The sequence below is a fragment of the Bradyrhizobium sp. SRS-191 genome, assembly GCF_024586915.1.
Taxonomy (GTDB): Bacteria; Pseudomonadota; Alphaproteobacteria; order Rhizobiales; family Xanthobacteraceae; genus Bradyrhizobium.
On record NZ_JANBVS010000019.1, the window covers coordinates 1 to 16,833 of the forward strand.

Sequence of the window (16,833 nt, forward strand, 5' to 3'; positions counted from 1 at the left end):
GTCATCCATGAAACTGGCCTTCGCACGCAACGGAGCGCGACATGCCGCGCCCTTCAAACCGTGGCCAGTTTCGGTCCAAAGCGTTTAATATTAGTTGAGTAAGCGCAAATGAACGGACTCAACAAAGAGATAAGATGTCTCCGGACAAATCCGGAGACATCATCAAGACTTGCTTAACCATGGTAAACGGTTTCAGGCGTCCATCGACGACAAGACGTCGCAGGATGGACGCGTGATGATCGCGGCGATCGAGATCGGACAGCGCGATCAGGCGATGTGATCAGGCCGCCTGCACCACCATCGCGGCGCCATCGGCCGCCAGGGTCACCTTGAGGCCGCAGGCCTCGGCGAGCAGACGGGTGTAGTAAGGCTGCACCGCGTGGGCGTCGATCACGGCCTGCAGCTCGCCACCGAGGATGTTGACGATGTTCTGCGGCAGCCGCGCGTTCAGCCCGGTGGCGGCGACGCGGAAGCTCATGGTCTCGCCGTCGCCGATGGGATCGACGGTCAGCATGCCGCCGCGGGGGATCGTCTGCTGGGCCACCACCATCATGTTGAGCAGCAGCTTGACCCGGTTCTTCGGCAGCAGCAGCCGCGGCAGATTCCAGGTGATCGAGGTCTTGGCGTCCTCGATGTGGCCGCGCGCCATGTTCTGGGCATCGCCGAGATCGATCTGCGCGCCGGCCGAGCCGGCCGCGCCGAACGCGAGGCGGCAGAACTGCAGCCGGGCCGAAGCGGTCTTGGCGCTCTTGCGGATCAGCTCCAGCGCGAAATCGCGGTCTTCCGGCTTCGGATTGTCGTCGAGCACTTCGAGGCCGTTGACGATGGCGCCGACCGGACTAATCAGGTCGTGACAGACCTTCGAGCAGAGCAGAGCGGCAAGTTCGAGCGTATCGGGAGCGGGAATCGGATTGGCGATCTCGGAAGAGGACGTGCCGGACATTCGATGTTCCTGAAATCCGCGAACTTGGACGAATCATGCTTGCGTTAACGCTTGATACACTGCGAAAGCAGGGACCGCCACCGAGCTGAGGCCGGGACACGGGAAAGTACGTGGCGGTTTTCCCGGCCGCCCCTGCTCAAGGACCAAGCGAACCGCCGTATCCGGATGCGCCCGGGCCGGCACAGAACGGGGACTCGATGATGCAAGCTGCGTGCGGAACGGCGGAAGGGAGCGCGTGGTCATGACGACGGGCGAGACTGCAGGAACCATCGGCGTCGAGACAGCCGCGGCGCTGATGACGCCTTTGACCGAACTCGTCGTGCAGGCGGCGCATGCGATCCTGGCGGTGAACCGGCGCGCGATGGCCGTCACCGACAAGTCCGACGGCTCGCCGGTCACCGAGGCCGATCTCGCCGCCGACCGCGTCATCGCCGAGGGGCTGGCGCGGCTGGCGCCGGAAATCCCCGCTCTGTCCGAGGAGCGGGTCGGGCACAGCGCGGCGCCGTTCAAAGGGAGCTTCTTCCTGATCGACCCGCTCGACGGCACCAAGGAGTTCGTCGCCGGCCGCGGCGAGTTCACGGTCAATCTGGCGCTGGTCAGCAACGCGAGCCCCCTGCTCGGCATCGTCTGCGCGCCCGCCATCGGCCTGATCTGGCGCGGCCTGGTCGGCCGTGGCGCGGAGCGGCTGTCGTTCTCCGAAGCGGGCTTGAGCGAGCCCGTGCCGATCCGCACCCGCCCGATGCCCGCGCCGGGCGAGCCATGGGTCGCCGCGGTCAGCCGTTCGCATGGCGATGCCCGCAGCGAGGCCTTGATCGCGGCGCGTCCGGGAGCCGAGCGGCTGGCGCTCGGCTCGGCGGTGAAATTCGGCCGTCTTGCCGAGGGCTTGGCGGACATCTATCCCCGGCTCGGCCCGACCTCGGAATGGGACGTCGCGGCGGGTCATGCCGTTGTGGTGGCCGCGGGCGGCACCGTGACCAGCGAGGCCGGCGTGCCGCTGCGCTATGGCGAGCGGACCGACAGCTTCATCGTGCCATCGTTCATCGCCTGGGGTGATCCCGGCGCGGTGACAGCGGTCTGAAACGGATCTATTGCGGCAGATCCTCCTGCAGCGCCGGCCAGCGCGCTTCTGCCTTGGCGAGATAGCGCTCGGGATCGGCCTTGAAGGCATCCCGGCTCTCCTCGCGGCTGAACAGGAACAGCCGGTCCTCGACCACCGCGAACAGGCGCGGATTGCCGGCCACGGTGATCCCGCGCGCAACGTCGGTCGGGTCATAGCCGCCGAATTGCGGGCCATAGACCTCCGGATGAGCCAGGAAGGAGGCGCGGTTGCCCTCGTTGCGGAACCGCCAGACCACCCCGCCCTGGGCGGCCTCGAAGTCGGCCTCGCCCACCAGGGCCTGGCCGTCGACGAAATAGGAGACCGGGTCGAAACCGTCGATCGCGAGCCCGCTGTAGCGGTTGGCGATGATCCGCTGGGTCGTCGCGGCCGGCGCGGCCGAGGGCAGCAGCAGCAGCGAAATGATGGCGATGACGGCAAATGCGCGGCGAAAGCGCGGCTTTGAGCCGTTTTGGTGTCCTTGTTGCCGTTGTGCGGTCATAGTTCGTGCCGATAACATGGGAATGGCAGGGGCCGGGCCCCTCGTCCGACCATCGCCGGCTGTGGTTGGCGTCTGGTTAAGGCTGTTGTTAAGGCCGTCGTCGTTAAGGCCGTCGTCTAAGGCTTGGGTCGGGCCGCCGTTAGCAGGGGATTTTCCATCGATGAGTTTCGCAATCCGCCTCGCCGCCACGACGCTCGCGGCCTTGATGGCCCTGACCGCGACGGTTGCCGCGCAGCAGGCTCCCCCGCCGGCGCAGCCCTATCAGGGCGCGCCGCCCTACCAGGCCGCGCCGCCGCCGTATCAGCAGCCCGCGCCACCGCCGGCACGCCCGGCGCCGAGCCCTGACAGCTTCAATCCGGACGAGCTGGTCAATGCCGGCCACCGCTTCTTCGGCAACGTCTCGCGCGGCCTCGCCTCGGTGATCGAACGCGCCGTCAGCCAATGGGGCCTGCCGAACGGCTACATCCTCGGCGAGGAAGGGGCCGGCGCGTTCGTGGCCGGTCTGCGCTACGGCGAGGGCACGCTCTACACCAAGAATGCCGGTGACCTCCGCGTGTTCTGGCAGGGCCCCTCGCTCGGCTTCGACTGGGGCGGCGACGGCGCCCGCACCATGACCTTGGTCTACAATCTGCCGGCCACCAGCGCGATCTATCAGCGCTTCGTCGGCATCGACGGCTCGGCCTACATCGTCGGCGGCTTCGGCATGACGGCGCTGACCGCCAACAACATCGTGCTGGTGCCGATCCGGTCCGGCATCGGCCTGCGGCTCGGCGCCAATGTCGGCTATCTCAAGTTCACCCCGAGCGCGACCTGGAACCCGTTCTGATACGGGCCGAGCCCGCCAACTGGTACCGTTGAGACACGCTCTCCCGTGACGGATCAAGGTTAACACGGCATTGGGCTGGCAATGAATCAGCCCGCCGTGCATTGTGATTCCGTTAATCATTTCGGACCGGGAGTTGTGCGTCATGGTCGAGCCGATCATGTATTTTGCGATCGGTTTTCTGATCGCCATGCTCTGTGCCCTCATGGTCGTGCCGCTGGTGCACAATCGTGCGGTGCGGCTGACGACGCGCCGGCTGGAAGCGGCGACGCCGCTGTCGATGGCCGAGATCCAGGCCGACAAGGACCAGCTGCGCGCGGAGTTCGCGATGTCGGCGCGGCGGCTGGAGATGAGCGTCGACGCGCTCAAGAACAAGGCCACCGGCCAGCTCGCCGATCTCGGCAAGAAGACCGACGCCATCAACCGCATGAAGATCGAGCTCGGCGAAAAGAACGCCGCGATCTTCGCGCTGGAGGCGCGCGAGAAGGCGCTGAAGGACCAGCTGCGCGCGACGGAAGAAGAGTTCGCCGCCAAGACCGAGGCGCTGCGCGCCGCCGAGCAGGCGCTGAAGGAGAAGCAGGCCGAGCTGGTCCGCCTCACCGCCGAGCTGAACGACAAGTCCATGCTCGCCGACAGCCGCCAGGTCGAGCTGGTGACGGTGAAGACCCAGGTCGAGGAGCTGCGCAGCCGCGTCTCCGACGCCGAGAAGGAATTCTCCGCCACCCAGGCCCGCCTGGCGCTGGAGCGCGACGAATCCGACACCGCCACCAAGGCGCTCAACGACGCCCGCGCGCGGGTGGAAAATCTCAGCCAGCGCGTCACCGAGCTCGACCGCCAGCTGATCGTCCAGGTCAAGGAAGCCGAGATGCTGGCGAGCCGTGTCGCCGACCTCGAAGGCCGGCTGTCGACCCAGGGCAAGCTGCTCGCCGAGCGCGAGTTCGAGAACAACCAGCTGCGCGAGGCCAATGCCGCCGCCGACCGCGCCCTGAAGGAGCTGCGCGAGGAGCTGGCCGGAATGGGCAGCGGCAAGTCCGCCGCCTTCGACCGGCTCAAGTCCGAGAAGGCCGCGCTCGAAGAGCAGCTGCAAGCCGCCCGCGACGAGCGCACCAAGCTGCAGCGCGAGATGAACGCGATCCAGCAACAGGCCGAGAGCACCTGGGCCCAGGAGCGCATGGAGAACGCGCTGCTGCGCGAACGCATCAACGACATCGCCGCCGAAGTGGCCAAGCTCGCGATGCAGATCGAGGGCCCGAACTCGACCATCGAGGCGATGCTGGCCGCCGAACCCGCCGCCAAGCCGGCGAATGCCAACGGCGCTCCCGCAGCCCCGGCTGCCGCCGGCGCGCCCCAGGGCGGCACCCTCGCCGACCGCATCCGCGCGCTGCAGTCGCACGCCTCGCGGGCGCGGCAGATCGGAGCTTGAGACGGGTCGGGTCTCCTGCCCCTGACCTTGGGCAGGGCCGACGAAACAGCCGATTTCGGCCCAATCGCAAACCGCGCGGCACCCCCGCGCAGTTTTCCTCACCAACACCGCCGCAAATCCTTGACACCCCCCGCCCGCGCTTCGTAAATCGCGGGCTCCGACGGACTGCTTCGGCAGCTGCCCAAAGGCCTCACGGCCGGCAGCCACCAGGATCCGGGCGCATAGCTCAGCGGGAGAGCGTTCCCTTCACACGGGAGAGGTCCAAGGTTCGATCCCTTGTGCGCCCACCATTCAGTCAAATATTTCAATAGCTTAGCAGACCGCTTCCCTACCAATGTGCCCCCAGTTTGCCGGGGCACAATCTGGGCACACAATAAATTTCAGCGATCAGCATCATCTCGCTGGCCTCAACTCACGAGAGGCAACTACTGGAGAATCATTCAGAGCCGCTCCGCGAACGCTGAAGCGTGCGGCTGGGGGCGGCGACGCAATGAAGTTGTGGCTGTTCAGGTCGCCAGCCACGAGAGGGATCTCGATCCTGGCCGTCTGGCCATAGAGCTCGCAGCCATCGTTCGGCACGGGCAAGCTCGAACAGCGGTAGAAGCCCGATGCCCCTGCAAGCGCGCACAGTCACTCGAGAGGAACTCTATCGGATGGTCTGGGACAGATCGCTGACCCGACTTGCCGAGGAATTTGGCATCACCGGACACGACATGGCCAACTTCTGCAAGAGGCTGAACGTGCCGTATCCTCCGCGCGGCCATTGGGCCAAGAAGGAGGCTGGCAAGCCGGTCGTTCAACCTGCCCTTTCACCTGGCCCGGATGGGGCCCCCAGCGCGATCGACATCCGAGCTAAGCTCCCAAAGCCTGACCGTTCTCCGCAGGTTGATAAGTCGGTGACGACCGCGGCCCAGCACGTTCCTGACTTTACGAAACCTGAAGAAGATCACAGACTTCACCCGCGGGTACAGGCTTGGATAACCGATCACAAAAAACGGCAAAGAGAACGCCAACTCGAAAAGCTGGCACGCGGCCGAGGAATCAATTGGGGCCCGGCCCTCGTCCCCGATCTGACGGAGCGCTATCTCTATCGATTCCGAGCCACTAGCGCGATTTTTCAGGCAGTGGAGAGGGCCGGAGGCAGAATCGAGACATCCTTGCCTTCTGGCAAAGTGACGTTTGTTGTCGATGGCCACCACCTAGAGTGTTCGATCGTCGAAAAGATGGTGCAGTCTCTCAAGCAACGTGACGAACAATACAAATGGACTGCGCTTTCCCAGTATTCCAAGTACGGATTGGAGTCCTCAGGCTTTCTGCGGGTAGGCATCATCACCTACTTGAACGGCCGACGACATGAATGGGTTGAAACGAAGAAAGTCAAAATTGGACAGCTGATGTCGACCATCGTCGGCGCGATACTGGCGGCAGGGCCCATTCTTGAGGATATGAAGCGCGACCGTGAAGAGCAGAGTAGGCGTTTTCGTCAAGAGGAAACGCGCCGCTACGAAGCCCAACGGTTGCGCGAGCTTGAAGGCAAGCGTTGGACCAAGTTCCGCGAGTATGCAGCAGACTGGGATGAACGGACAAAGCTGTTGCGCTTTCTCAAAGAAATCGAAAATCGACTACATACCGAGGGCGACCTCATCATCTCAGACCGGCCTGCAAGCGCATGGGTGGAGTGGGCTAAGGCAAAGATTGAGTTACTCGATCCATTTGGTTCAGGCGCCACTGGATTGTTAGACGCCATCGCGAGCTTGCGATAGTTATCAAGCATATCGCGAGGGAGAGTGTCCGCCATACTCAATACCATATCCCACTGGAATCATTTTGTTTTTAATCCATCAAATCGGCCGAGTACCCGCTTTTCTACCCGGGGGTTGTCCACCATTGAGAGCTTGGCTCACCACCCAATCTTGGGTCGACACCACCTACGGGGAGGTGTGGCAGCAAGGGTGCCTCGTCTCCGTCGCAATTATCGGCGCGATCGGCGCCACCGGCCTGTCAAAGGTACACTCCCGCCATCAACTTCGTTACGGCCTCGAGGAGTACCTCGGCGAAATCAAGTCTCCTTGGCTGTAGCGGGCAACGCCGCCACTGGTGCGGTGATGCCATATGTGGGACAAATCTCCAGGTTGAAACTTCGTTTGGCGGACCTTCATGCGCGCATTTCGCCTGGTGGGCTTTCTCTTGCTAGTTCTGCTGCTCTGTTGGATCGCGTCCGCCGTCATCTTACAGACGGGCTATCAGAAGCCGCCGTCGTTCCTTGGCTTAGGCAGCGCATTCGAAGGCAGTCTTCAACTGCCAGCGGAAAAGATTGCGGCCGCCTTCGAAGCAGCCCGCTCGCGGATGCTCGCCGTAAACGAACTTGGGACCGAGTTCAGGATAATCGGCGACGTCGCAGGATGGCTGAGCTTCGCCGCAACGGCGGCCATCACATTGATTGTTGGCTTTTACGGCCGGCCGGTTCCTGCGGCCGGAGCCGCTCCTGACACGGAGGGACTTCCGGCCAGGAGCGTCCGTCTCATCGGCGTGCTGGCCGCGCTCGCGGCCATTTTGACGGGGTTCGGCAATCTAGCCAACGTCAAATCCGGCGACTACTACAAGCGCGCCGACGCGATCCGCGATCTGATCGTCAGGTCCCGCGCCGAAGTCATCGACGCGAAGACCGCTGAAGCGGCGCAAGCCGTTTTGGACGAGCTCGCCCTTCAGGCTTCTCGATGACCAGCGTCGCATCACTTCTCTGCGCGATCCTCGGACTGGCGTGCAACGATCCCTCGCCGTCCTGGGACGTAGCTCGATACGGGTTGGTGGAGGCGCCGTCGGGGCGGCCGACCGTCCGGGTCGCGATCGGGTTGGTCCGGAAGATTCTCCCGGATCCTCCGCCGCTTGTCATCGAAGCCGGATGGAGCTCGAACAGACCCGACCGCGCGGTGCCGGTGCACGCCGTCGGCGGGCAGGGACTCGGACGCGGCGAACTCGTGTCGATCTATTCGGATTGCCGATGCATTCTCGTCAAAACCGGCGATCTGGATCGATGGTTGCAGGAAAAGGTCGGATCCGGATCCGCCCTGATGAGCGTCGATCCGGGCGCTCTCCTCGCCTACATGCTCCTCCACGAGATCGGACATTTTATCGACAGGGATGAAAGCGGGGCGATGTCGGCGCCGGGCGGGGTCGGATCGCTGAACCGCGACGACACCGCCCAAAAGGATCGCGAGACAGCCGCGGATCGGTTTGCCGCCACCTCCCTAAAGGACGCTCTTCAGTCCAGCGGGGCGCGCGGCCTCTCCGCGGGAGAGGTGACGATGGCGCTGTCCAATCTTTCGTGGAATCTGTCCGCGCATCGCCTGCTGGACGACTTCGGAGCGACGTCGCTAGGCAAGCCGCAGGCATTCTGGGATAGGGGCTACTCGCATCCGAACATCGAGCTCCGGATCCTGACCGTGAATGCGCTCGTCAGTGGCTCCGATGTAGCGCAGCAGTTGCCGGATGACTTCCTCAATCGCCGGAAGCAAGGTCCGACGATCCTTTTCCGCAAGCAGGACGAATAGCACGTCGGTCGCGCGCATGAGCGCCTGGTATTGTCTCCTTCCGTTGATCGGATCCTTGTCCGCGGCCTGTCAGGCCCCAGGGCCGCCCGACGTTCCGGCGCGATACGGGCTCGCGCAGACCACCGAGAACCGGGAGATCATCGAGCGCGCGATTGTGCTGGTGAACGAGGTGCTCCCACGGGACATGCCGCTGCGGCTCCGTCCCACGTGGCCGCAATCCGGCTTCTATCCGACTCTCTATTTCGAAGAGAAGCGCAACACCGCCTTCGCGATGGAAGACGTCATCGACAGGGAATTCGACAACGGATGGCGGTTTCGTAACGCGGACGAGATACCCGTCTTCATCGTCGATGCGACATCGCTGGGACAGGTCGAGACCGCATTCGTGCCGGAGGGGGCGCGCACGATATTCATCAGCGGCCGCAATCTCGAGCGGCAGTTCGACACCTTCTACCTACGCGGAGAGAAGGCGTGGGAACAGTACAGTTCGTTCGAAAAGTCATTGGTGACGGCTGTCATTCTCCTTCACGAACTCGGACATGTACATTTCGACGATGCGGGCAGCTACGGTCATTCGGCACGACTTGCACTCGAAGACCTCACCAAGCCGAGTTCCACCATCGCGAACAAGGAGGTGCGCGCAGACAGGTTCGCGTCCGAGATCATTTCGGACGCTTGGAATGCAGACGAGATGAAGGGACGGTTTTCTGGAGCGATGGGACGCTCCAGCATCGCGAGCAATCTCTATCGGGTGGTCGCGATCGCCTCGAACACAAACGACCTCGTCGAGGATCCGACGGGCGCATTTGACAAGGTCGAAAAGCTAGGACTGTTCCGGGCTTCGGGCTACTCGCATCTGAACCTTTATCTCCGCCTTCTCGTGATCCTGTATCAGCTGGAGCCCACCGACGAGCGGTTGAAGCTCCTGCAGCGCATCGACCAAGCATTCGCCCACGCTTCCGCTTCCGGACCGCATTGACGGACGGGTCGGTCCTCCCCGACATACACCTATCTGGGTGGTTGACTGCCCCCGTAATTGCCACCATTTGGTCGAACATGGGGCAGTCGCTTTCAAGAAATGAAACGGCTTATCTCGCATCCGCGAAACGAAAGCGTCGCGGAACGGCCGGGTGTTGCCGCCATCCCTCCTTCGATCGCACGCCCGCGAAGTCCGCCGCGACCTCCAGTCGCATCTCCCGTCGATCGGAGAAACGGACGGCATGAGCGATCTGTTCGGTTGCGTTCCCCCGGAAGCTTTCAAGATTTTCACCGGCCGCCACGCCCTGGCGGCAGAATCTGCTCTGCTACGTCTGTGTGCCACCCATTTCGGCGAGATGGCTCTGGAAAACCCCGAGCGCGATCAGGTCAAGAACTCGATCGCAGCAGCGATCGAGGGCATGCCGGCGCCTCCGGTGGCCAGCGGCGAGAACGATGGCGACGAGCCGGAGGCTGCGTCGTCGGACTACCTTTATCTGAAGATGCGGGAGGGCGGCTGGCTGGTTGAGGAGTCGGACCGCTGGCTGATCCGGGTGACGATGCCGGAGGGGTATCGGCGACTGATGACGGTCCTTCGCGATCTGAAAGAGAACGTTGCGAAGAGCTTCACCGGACTGGTGTCCCAAGTCTCTTCCCTGATCGGCGCGGCCGCCGAAGATCCGATGATGCATGCCACCAACATCGACGCGGCGTGGCAGACGGCGGTCGGCTTCCGGCGCCATATGGCCGGCATCGACGCAGCGCTGCTGTCGGTGACGCGCAGGCTGAACTCGGCCGAAGGAATGGACGATTCCGTCGACGTGTTCTTCGCGGAATTCGTCAACAGGATCCTGATCCGCGACTGGACCAAGATCCTGTCGCAAAACAATCCGTGGCGATCCCGCCACCATGTCACCCGCGCCGTGCGCGAGATACTCGGCTCGTCAACGGCGATTGGGCAGGCGATGGCCGCCTATGTCGAGGCGGGACATGCCGCCACGGAGAGCGAGGCCGAGGCTCTGATCCGCAGAAGGCTCGCCGAGATATCGACCTCGTTCGACGACATCGAGCGTCTGCGCGTCCGCATCGATCAGGGGCAGGTCGGCATCGAAGGACGCATCCGGGATATCCTCAGGTTCATCGGCCGCAATCCGGCGACCATACGCGAGCGCGTCGAGTCGTGCCTGGAGGAACTGGCCCATCTCGATGATCATGTCGAGCTGCCTTGCGTCCTGCCACTTCTGAACTCCCTTGAGCCGGTGGGCGAATCCCGCTTCCCTGAGGCCCGGGAGCCCCTGCCTCCGCCAGAGCCCCGCGTCCTCCGCCGGCCACCCGAAGATCCCTACCGGAAGCGGTTCATCAAGGATTGCCGCGCGTTCGATCTCGCATCCGAACCGACCACCGGACACGCGCTCGCCTACCTGAGCTCGACGGGCGGCGGAGACGCGGTCGCGCTCGCACCGGCGAACGCCAAGGACTGGTTCACCTGGCGGTACATCGCCCTTCTCGCGCTTACCGGCCGCGGTCGTCGCATTAAGGGTTGGCTTCTCGAGCCGGCCGGCGGCGTCGCCGTATGCCGATACGGCGAACTTCCTAACTTCACCGCCACCAGAATCACGGAGGCTGAGCGATGAACGCGCTGTCGGGATTGCAGGAATACGAGGAAGTGCTCGCCAGAACGCGCTATCCGAAGGTCGCCCTCCAGCGGGCCTTCCGCATGCTGATGCAGCGGCAGTTCATCTTCGGCAATGACTTCGGCTCTAAGGACATCTACGAGCTTCTGAACGACGATCAGGTCCGGCCCTTCGCCGAGCGGCTGTTCGACGTGTTCGGTTGGCGACTCCAGTTCAACACTTCGGGCAACATCCGGATGGTCTGCCTGATGCCGCCGATCGCGGAGGCGCCCGACACGCCGCGCGACAAGCGGGAGGCTCACCAGGCACCTGCGTTGCGCGTCGATGAGGCCATCGCGATCCTGCTGTTGCGTGCGTATTACGACAAGGCGATCCAAAGCACCGGACTCGTGAACGGCCATGCCGAGTGGCACACCGATGGCCTGTACGACCTTTGGAAGGAGAAGACCAGGAAGGAACCACCCGGCAAGGTCAGGACGCTCGACATCCTCCGGTTCCTTAAGAACCACGGACTCATCCAGGCATCGCTGCCACCGACCTTCCACGAGGGAATGCCGTTCACCGTGCGACCGTCGATCAGTCTCGTCGCCGTTTCTGAGCCGCTCGCAGCGCTGAAGCGCTATGCCCGCGAAGCTCGCCCCGATTCCGATTCCGACAATACCGATCCGAGGAAGGTCGAGGCATGAGCGCGACGCATTTCGGGACGCCGCAGATCGTCCGCCTTTCACTCATCGACTTCTACCTGATCGAACGTGAGGACATCGAGCTCTCCGGCAACACCGTGTTCCTGGGGCCGAACCGGAGCGGCAAGAGCTCGTGCATCGACGCGATCCAGACGGGACTGACTGGCGGTGCCGGCGACCTCGTCGTCTACAACGCGGCGGCCGTCCGCCAGAACCGGCCGGACGCGCATAGATCGCTTCAGGAATACTGCCTCGGCGTCGTACGGCACGACGAGAACGAGAAGGCCAAGGTCGTGCGCAAGAGTTCGCAGACATGGATTGGCCTGTCCTTCCGGACCCGCGAGAGCGGAGAAGTCGCGGGCGTCGTGCACGTCGTGGCGCACGAACACCGCGAGCGGCCCAACACGCGCTTCATGATCGTGACCGGCGGCGGCGTGACCACGGCCGATCTTGTATTCGCGACCGAAGAAGGCGACATGGCGAAAGGCTTCGACCAGGCTGTCGACGGCCTGCGCGCGAGCGGCCGAAAGGTCGAGGAATGCGACAGCGCCTCGGACTACTCGACCTACCTGCTCAACTTGCTCACCTACGGTTCATGGCACGCGGACGCGCATTCCTATTACAAGGCGGTCAAGCGCGCCCTGGTTTTCCAGCCCGTCGGCGACATCACCGCCTTCATGCGCACCCATGTCCTCGAAACCGAGATCATCGACATCGGACGGATGCGCGAACGTCTGGCGTTCTATCGCGAGATAGTACGCACCATCGACAGCATCAATCGGCAGATCAACTCGCTAGGAATCGTCGTCGGTCACTATTCGAAGGCCGCCGAGGACGACCGCGAGGCCCGCGGCCGCGTGGCGGCGGCGACGGAGGCCGCCGTGAACCAACGCCAGTCCGAGATCGACGCCATTGAGGAGAAACTGGTCGGGCTGCGGGCTACGGTCGACGTCGCCGTGGAAGACGAGAAGAAAGCGGACGAGCGAAAGAAAGAAGCCGCCCGGCGCGTCGAGGAGGCGCGCAACTCCGGCGGCACCCAAGCGCTGGAAACCAGCATCCGACATGCCGAGCGTGACCTTTCCGGCGAAGAGTCGAAGATGCGTGACGTGCGAAGGGAGCTCAAGCGCCGCGCAGAAGCGATCGACGCGATCCGCACGGCGGTGGGCTATATGAAGGACGCCGAGAGTCGCAACGTCCGACGCGTCGCGGATGCGGGCGCCGACTTCCGCCGGGCTCAGGACGACGTCGAGATCGAATCGATGGCTTCCGACGCCGAACTATTGCAACGCGTCGTCGACGAGGTCGGAGCGAACGCGGTCCGCGAGCTCAACCGTGCCCACAGCGCCGCGGCGGCCCGCGAGGATCGAATCAACCGGGTACGCGATGAACTGATACGGAGGGCACGCTCGGAAGCCATCGACAAGGCCGACTTGCGACAGGAGGCGAAGAATCTCCGCGAAGATCTCGCCGACGCCAAAATCGTCGCGACGCCGCTCTGCGATCTGATCGAAATCAAGGAAGACAAAGAAGACTGGCGGCAGGCGGTTGAATCCGTCCTCGACAACGCGCGCGAAGCCATGATCCTGCAGAACGCCGCCCAGTACATCGATGCGGTCCGGGTGCAAAGGCGTTCGACCCGCAGCGACGGCGGCGAGATCGTCAAGCCTTCGGTACTGACCGCGGTCGCACAAGCGCCGGCTGCGGACTCGTTGGCCGCCGTCGTCGAGGCCGAGAACGCCACCGCGGGCGCGTACATCAACGCCCTGTTGGGACGTATCAAGCGCGTGCGAACCGAGGCCGAGATCGAGCGAGAGCCGAACGCCGTAACCGTCGATCTCATGCGCGCCACCCGTTTTTCGTCCTACAAGATGCGGCCGCCACGCTATCTGCTAGTCGGACGCCGGGGCCGTGCTCAGGCGGCTCAGAACGCGGTGGCCGAGCTTCAGCGCTTGCACGGGGAATTGAAGGAGGCCGAGACCGAAAGACGAATCCTCGAAACCGCCAAGGACGCCTATCGGACACTTACCGGGCAATCAAGTAGTTCGCAGACTACGCTGGGTTCGGTCGTCGACGACCTGCGGCGCGCCAAGATGGCAGTAGAGGATACCCGTAGCAGGCTGCAGAACCTGCGTGGACAACGCGACCCCGAGAAGGAACAGCAGATACGCGAGCTCGAAGCCGAACAGACGAAAGTAGAAAAGCATTGGTCTGCCGCTCTCCAAGCCGCCACCGATGCGCGCGATGCGGTCACGCGCACGGAAGTGGAGTTGGAGGTCGCGGGTAAACAATTCGCCGCTGCCGTTCTCGATCGCGACGCAAAGGCGTTGGACCAATACGATGCTGCGCAGGTAGTCCGACGTCGCGTTCTCGGTATTCTGACTGAAGCCAAGGACTTCTGGCGCGAGCACAAGCAAACGCTCGAGACGGCCGAGACCCGCGCCGAGGAGAGCCGCGCCGGGGTCGCGCGCGGGCACGAAGCGTGGGGCCAGCACAGTGCCGACTTCCCGGAGGTGCCGATGCCGGTGCTCAGCGTAGAAGCTTGGCGTGAGCGGCTCGGCGAGGCGCGGGCGATGCGCGATCTGCTACAGAACTCGACGTTGCTCGACAAGACCGCGGAAGCGGAAGAAGCGGGCCGTCAGCTCTCCGATGCGTTCCGCAACGAGTTCGTCAGCCTGCTCGTCCATGCGTTCTCGAAGATCCGCGACACACGCGATGACCTCAACCGCGAGATGGAACGGCATGAGTTCTACGGTGAGAAGTACGTGTTCAGGATGAACCATGTCGAAAAGTTCGGAGCGATCGTCGATCTGGTCGACCGCGCAACGGAGGATCCGAATTGGGCGATGCCCGCCCTCCTTGCGCTCGACGCCGACACCGAGCAGGCGCGCGCGGTCCGCTCCATAGCCGACATGATCGAGAGCGACGACCAGAGCGCGCTGAACGATCTGCGCGACCCGAAGGCATACTGGACGTTCGACGTGCTGGTGAAGGACGCCGGCACCGGCGAGGTCGTCTCGACGCTGCGCCAGCGCATGAAGAAGGGTTCGATCGGAGAAGGCGTGGTTCCGCAGTACATTGCGATGGCAGCCGCGGTGTCGGCCAAATCGTCGTCGCCGGACCGCAGGAACGGGTCGCTCGGCATCATCCTGTTGGACGACGCGCTCGACGGACTAGACACCGAGCACACGGTGAAGATGCTGAAGTTCATGAGCGACACCAATCTGCAGATCGTCGCCGCGGCTCCCGACACGAAGTCCCGCGTGCTCGCGCACGGGATGGAGACGTTCATCAACGTCGCACGGGACGAAGAGTACATCCACATAGTTCCTGAAAAGGTCTCCGACGCCCTGCGCGACGATCTCGCCAACGAAGACCCGCGCGTCAAGGGATACGACGCATACCGCGAACGTACCGTATCCGCGGACGAGGCGGCCTCGCTCGAGGCCGCGCAATGACGATTTCCGGCGGCGAGTCTGCGCGCAAGGTGCTCGTCAAGCTGCTGGAATCAGCGGACCGCAACGCGAAGGCAACCCGCACGTTGTCGGTCGCCGCAGGATCTCCGAAGGATCCCTCTCCCGCCTCGCAGCGGGCCTGGAGGGAAAGGCTGGAAGGAGCCGAGCGAGCCGGGGCGGTTGCGCTCGCCCGCGGAGCCGGAAACCGGCGCGAAGTCATCGAGCGCGTGCGTCTCGTCGACGCCGACCTTCTGGCGCGCGAGCTTGGCATCACGCGGGCCGGCGCGCGCGCAGCGGCCGCGATCGCCGCTGCACGCGGGGCGGCGGCCTGCCGCGACGGTCTCGATCAGGCTATCGAGGACGCCGGCACCAAATGGGCCAAGGGCGCTGATTGGTACCGCCTTCCGCCGGATCCAGAGCTCGTCCGCAACGTGTTCGCCGCCGCCGCCGGCTTGCTTGACATCGCCTTCGGTACGCATTTTCGCACCGCTTCCGTCCAGACATCCGGGTCCTCTAAATTCTTGGAGCGCCACGGCGCGGCGGTCTGCGCCATTCTGCGTGGCGCACTGGCTCTTCCCGACGACACCAGACAGGACGAGATCTGGGAGACGCTGGGTCTCGTCAGGTTCGGGCATCCCGTCTGCCTACGTGCCCCGGTCCGCTTCGCCGATCCGGCGGGCATCCCGGTGTCCGGTCGCGCCGCCCCCTGGAGCGCCGTGAACCCCGACCTGATCGTTGGCTGCAATGCGGACGGAGACGCGCCCCAGTTCATCATGACGGTCGAGAACTGGACCAGCTTCAACGGCCAATGCCGAGAGATCGGCCGCGGCGCCGTGATCTACACCCACGGCTTTCCGCCGCCGCCCGTCCGCAAGCTGGTCGGTCGGGTGGCAGCGCTATGGCCGAACGCCCCGATCTACCATTGGGGAGACGTCGATGCTGGAGGTCTGCTGATAGCTGACTCGATACGTGAAGCCGCTGGCCGCACCGTCAGGCTGCACCTCATGTCACCCACGCTCGCTGAACGTCACGGTGCCAAACGCCGCCCCCTAACCCGGGTCGCCGGGATCGCCGCAAGAGACGACGACTTCGGCGAGCTCGCACGGTATCTTTCGGGCGATTCCTGCCGCACCTTCGAGCAGGAGATATTGAGACCCGTGGACCCCCTGGAGGCGGCGTAGTGAGCAGACAATTCACCGACGGAGAGATCGTCGCCGCGATCAAGTCGCTCGCCGCCGAGGGGCAGGCTCTGACACGCGCGTCGGTCCGCGACCGTCTCGGCGGCGGCGGTTCGACCCGGATCTCCGCGCTCCTCAAAGAGCATTCTGACGGACAACAGGCAGGAGTGCCACAACAGTCCGGACCGACCGTGGTCCGAAGTTCACGGTCCGGACCGCAGAAGTCCGGACTGGCCTCCGGCCGGGGCGTGCCGCCCGCCGCGCCAGCAAAGCCAGCCGATCGGACCACGGCTTCGAACCCCGTCGCGGGCCAAGCCACGGACCCCGTGCCGGAAGGCGGGCTTCCCCAACTTCAGAGCGAGATACGGGTGCTCAAAATACTTCTGGAGGAGGAGCGGAGCGCCCGGCGCGAAGACGAGGCCCGACACCGCCGGACAGTCGAAGCCCTGCAGAACGAGATCATCATCGCCGGCCGCGGAGGGGCAAAGTAGCCGCGCCGTGCGGCCCGCGCCGCCGCGTGGCGCCCGCGCGACTTCGGTCTCCGGCGAGGTCGAAGGCGGCGCCTCTTACGGC

Annotated in this window: 14 protein-coding genes and 1 tRNA gene; 13 read left to right on the plus strand and 2 right to left on the minus strand. The window is 64.2% G+C overall.

Going from position 1 to position 16,833, the window contains the following annotated elements:
• Positions 1 to 280: 280 nt before the first annotated feature.
• The gene (chpT, locus tag NLR35_RS27135; RefSeq protein WP_257169604.1) at positions 281 to 943 is read right to left on the minus strand and encodes a histidine phosphotransferase ChpT; all 663 of its coding nucleotides are present in this window, start codon (positions 941 to 943) and stop codon (positions 281 to 283) included.
• Between the two features lie 241 nt (positions 944 to 1,184).
• Here chpT and cysQ point away from each other — a divergent pair, with 241 nt between their 5' ends.
• On the plus strand, positions 1,185 to 2,021 hold the full coding sequence (gene cysQ, locus NLR35_RS27140; RefSeq protein ID WP_257169605.1) for a 3'(2'),5'-bisphosphate nucleotidase CysQ: 837 nt from the start codon (positions 1,185 to 1,187) through the stop codon (positions 2,019 to 2,021).
• 7 nt (positions 2,022 to 2,028) lie between these two features.
• On the opposite strand, the gene NLR35_RS27145 is transcribed toward cysQ, so the two are convergent.
• Entirely contained in the window at positions 2,029 to 2,541 is a 513-nt protein-coding gene (locus NLR35_RS27145; protein WP_257169606.1) for a YHS domain-containing (seleno)protein, read from the minus strand.
• Positions 2,542 to 2,701: 160 nt separating this feature from the next.
• Between NLR35_RS27145 and NLR35_RS27150 the strand changes: the two genes are divergently transcribed.
• From NLR35_RS27150 to NLR35_RS27205, 12 genes are all read left to right on the plus strand, one after another.
• Positions 2,702 to 3,367, plus strand: a complete 666-nt coding sequence (locus tag NLR35_RS27150) for a DUF1134 domain-containing protein (RefSeq protein WP_257169607.1) — start codon at positions 2,702 to 2,704, stop codon at positions 3,365 to 3,367.
• Positions 3,368 to 3,509: 142 nt separating this feature from the next.
• A complete protein-coding gene (locus NLR35_RS27155; RefSeq protein WP_257169608.1) occupies positions 3,510 to 4,787 on the plus strand; it encodes a hypothetical protein in 1,278 nt (425 codons plus the stop codon).
• A 215-nt stretch (positions 4,788 to 5,002) separates the two neighbouring features.
• Positions 5,003 to 5,077, plus strand: a tRNA-Val gene (locus tag NLR35_RS27160).
• A gap of 363 nt (positions 5,078 to 5,440) precedes the next feature.
• Positions 5,441 to 6,550 carry a hypothetical protein gene (locus NLR35_RS27165; RefSeq protein WP_257169609.1) on the plus strand — a complete coding sequence of 370 codons (1,110 nt, stop codon included), beginning with the start codon at positions 5,441 to 5,443 and terminating at the stop codon, positions 6,548 to 6,550.
• A 394-nt stretch (positions 6,551 to 6,944) separates the two neighbouring features.
• Complete coding sequence (locus NLR35_RS27170) at positions 6,945 to 7,508, plus strand: hypothetical protein (RefSeq protein WP_257169610.1); 564 nt, start codon at positions 6,945 to 6,947, stop codon at positions 7,506 to 7,508.
• On the plus strand, positions 7,505 to 8,338 hold the full coding sequence (locus NLR35_RS27175; RefSeq protein ID WP_257169611.1) for a hypothetical protein: 834 nt from the start codon (positions 7,505 to 7,507) through the stop codon (positions 8,336 to 8,338). Before NLR35_RS27170 ends, NLR35_RS27175 begins: the two co-directional genes overlap by 4 nt.
• 16 nt (positions 8,339 to 8,354) lie before the next feature.
• Positions 8,355 to 9,317 carry a hypothetical protein gene (locus NLR35_RS27180; RefSeq protein WP_257169612.1) on the plus strand — a complete coding sequence of 321 codons (963 nt, stop codon included), beginning with the start codon at positions 8,355 to 8,357 and terminating at the stop codon, positions 9,315 to 9,317.
• A gap of 241 nt (positions 9,318 to 9,558) precedes the next feature.
• Positions 9,559 to 10,947, plus strand: coding sequence for a Wadjet anti-phage system protein JetA family protein (locus NLR35_RS27185; protein ID WP_257169613.1), 1,389 nt, complete (start codon positions 9,559 to 9,561; stop codon positions 10,945 to 10,947).
• A complete protein-coding gene (locus tag NLR35_RS27190; protein ID WP_257169614.1) occupies positions 10,944 to 11,633 on the plus strand; it encodes a DUF4194 domain-containing protein in 690 nt (229 codons plus the stop codon). Before NLR35_RS27185 ends, NLR35_RS27190 begins: the two co-directional genes overlap by 4 nt.
• Entirely contained in the window at positions 11,630 to 15,085 is a 3,456-nt protein-coding gene (locus NLR35_RS27195; protein ID WP_257169615.1) for an SbcC/MukB-like Walker B domain-containing protein, read from the plus strand. The genes NLR35_RS27190 and NLR35_RS27195 overlap by 4 nt, the downstream gene beginning before the upstream one ends.
• Positions 15,082 to 16,263, plus strand: a complete 1,182-nt coding sequence (locus tag NLR35_RS27200; protein WP_257169616.1) for a DUF2220 domain-containing protein — start codon at positions 15,082 to 15,084, stop codon at positions 16,261 to 16,263. The genes NLR35_RS27195 and NLR35_RS27200 overlap by 4 nt, the downstream gene beginning before the upstream one ends.
• A complete protein-coding gene (locus NLR35_RS27205) occupies positions 16,263 to 16,751 on the plus strand; it encodes a DNA-binding protein (RefSeq protein ID WP_257169617.1) in 489 nt (162 codons plus the stop codon). The genes NLR35_RS27200 and NLR35_RS27205 overlap by 1 nt, the downstream gene beginning before the upstream one ends.
• Positions 16,752 to 16,833 lie beyond the last annotated feature (82 nt).

Coding starts and splice junctions, on each gene's coding strand:
- chpT (WP_257169604.1), bottom strand. CDS start 943: ATGTCCGGCACGTCCTCTTCCGAGATCGCCAATCCGATTCCCGCTCCC.
- cysQ (WP_257169605.1), top strand. CDS start 1,185: ATGACGACGGGCGAGACTGCAGGAACCATCGGCGTCGAGACAGCCGCG.
- NLR35_RS27145 (WP_257169606.1), bottom strand. CDS start 2,541: ATGACCGCACAACGGCAACAAGGACACCAAAACGGCTCAAAGCCGCGC.
- NLR35_RS27150 (WP_257169607.1), top strand. CDS start 2,702: ATGAGTTTCGCAATCCGCCTCGCCGCCACGACGCTCGCGGCCTTGATG.
- NLR35_RS27155 (WP_257169608.1), top strand. CDS start 3,510: ATGGTCGAGCCGATCATGTATTTTGCGATCGGTTTTCTGATCGCCATG.
- NLR35_RS27165 (WP_257169609.1), top strand. CDS start 5,441: ATGGTCTGGGACAGATCGCTGACCCGACTTGCCGAGGAATTTGGCATC.
- NLR35_RS27170 (WP_257169610.1), top strand. CDS start 6,945: ATGCGCGCATTTCGCCTGGTGGGCTTTCTCTTGCTAGTTCTGCTGCTC.
- NLR35_RS27175 (WP_257169611.1), top strand. CDS start 7,505: ATGACCAGCGTCGCATCACTTCTCTGCGCGATCCTCGGACTGGCGTGC.
- NLR35_RS27180 (WP_257169612.1), top strand. CDS start 8,355: ATGAGCGCCTGGTATTGTCTCCTTCCGTTGATCGGATCCTTGTCCGCG.
- NLR35_RS27185 (WP_257169613.1), top strand. CDS start 9,559: ATGAGCGATCTGTTCGGTTGCGTTCCCCCGGAAGCTTTCAAGATTTTC.
- NLR35_RS27190 (WP_257169614.1), top strand. CDS start 10,944: ATGAACGCGCTGTCGGGATTGCAGGAATACGAGGAAGTGCTCGCCAGA.
- NLR35_RS27195 (WP_257169615.1), top strand. CDS start 11,630: ATGAGCGCGACGCATTTCGGGACGCCGCAGATCGTCCGCCTTTCACTC.
- NLR35_RS27200 (WP_257169616.1), top strand. CDS start 15,082: ATGACGATTTCCGGCGGCGAGTCTGCGCGCAAGGTGCTCGTCAAGCTG.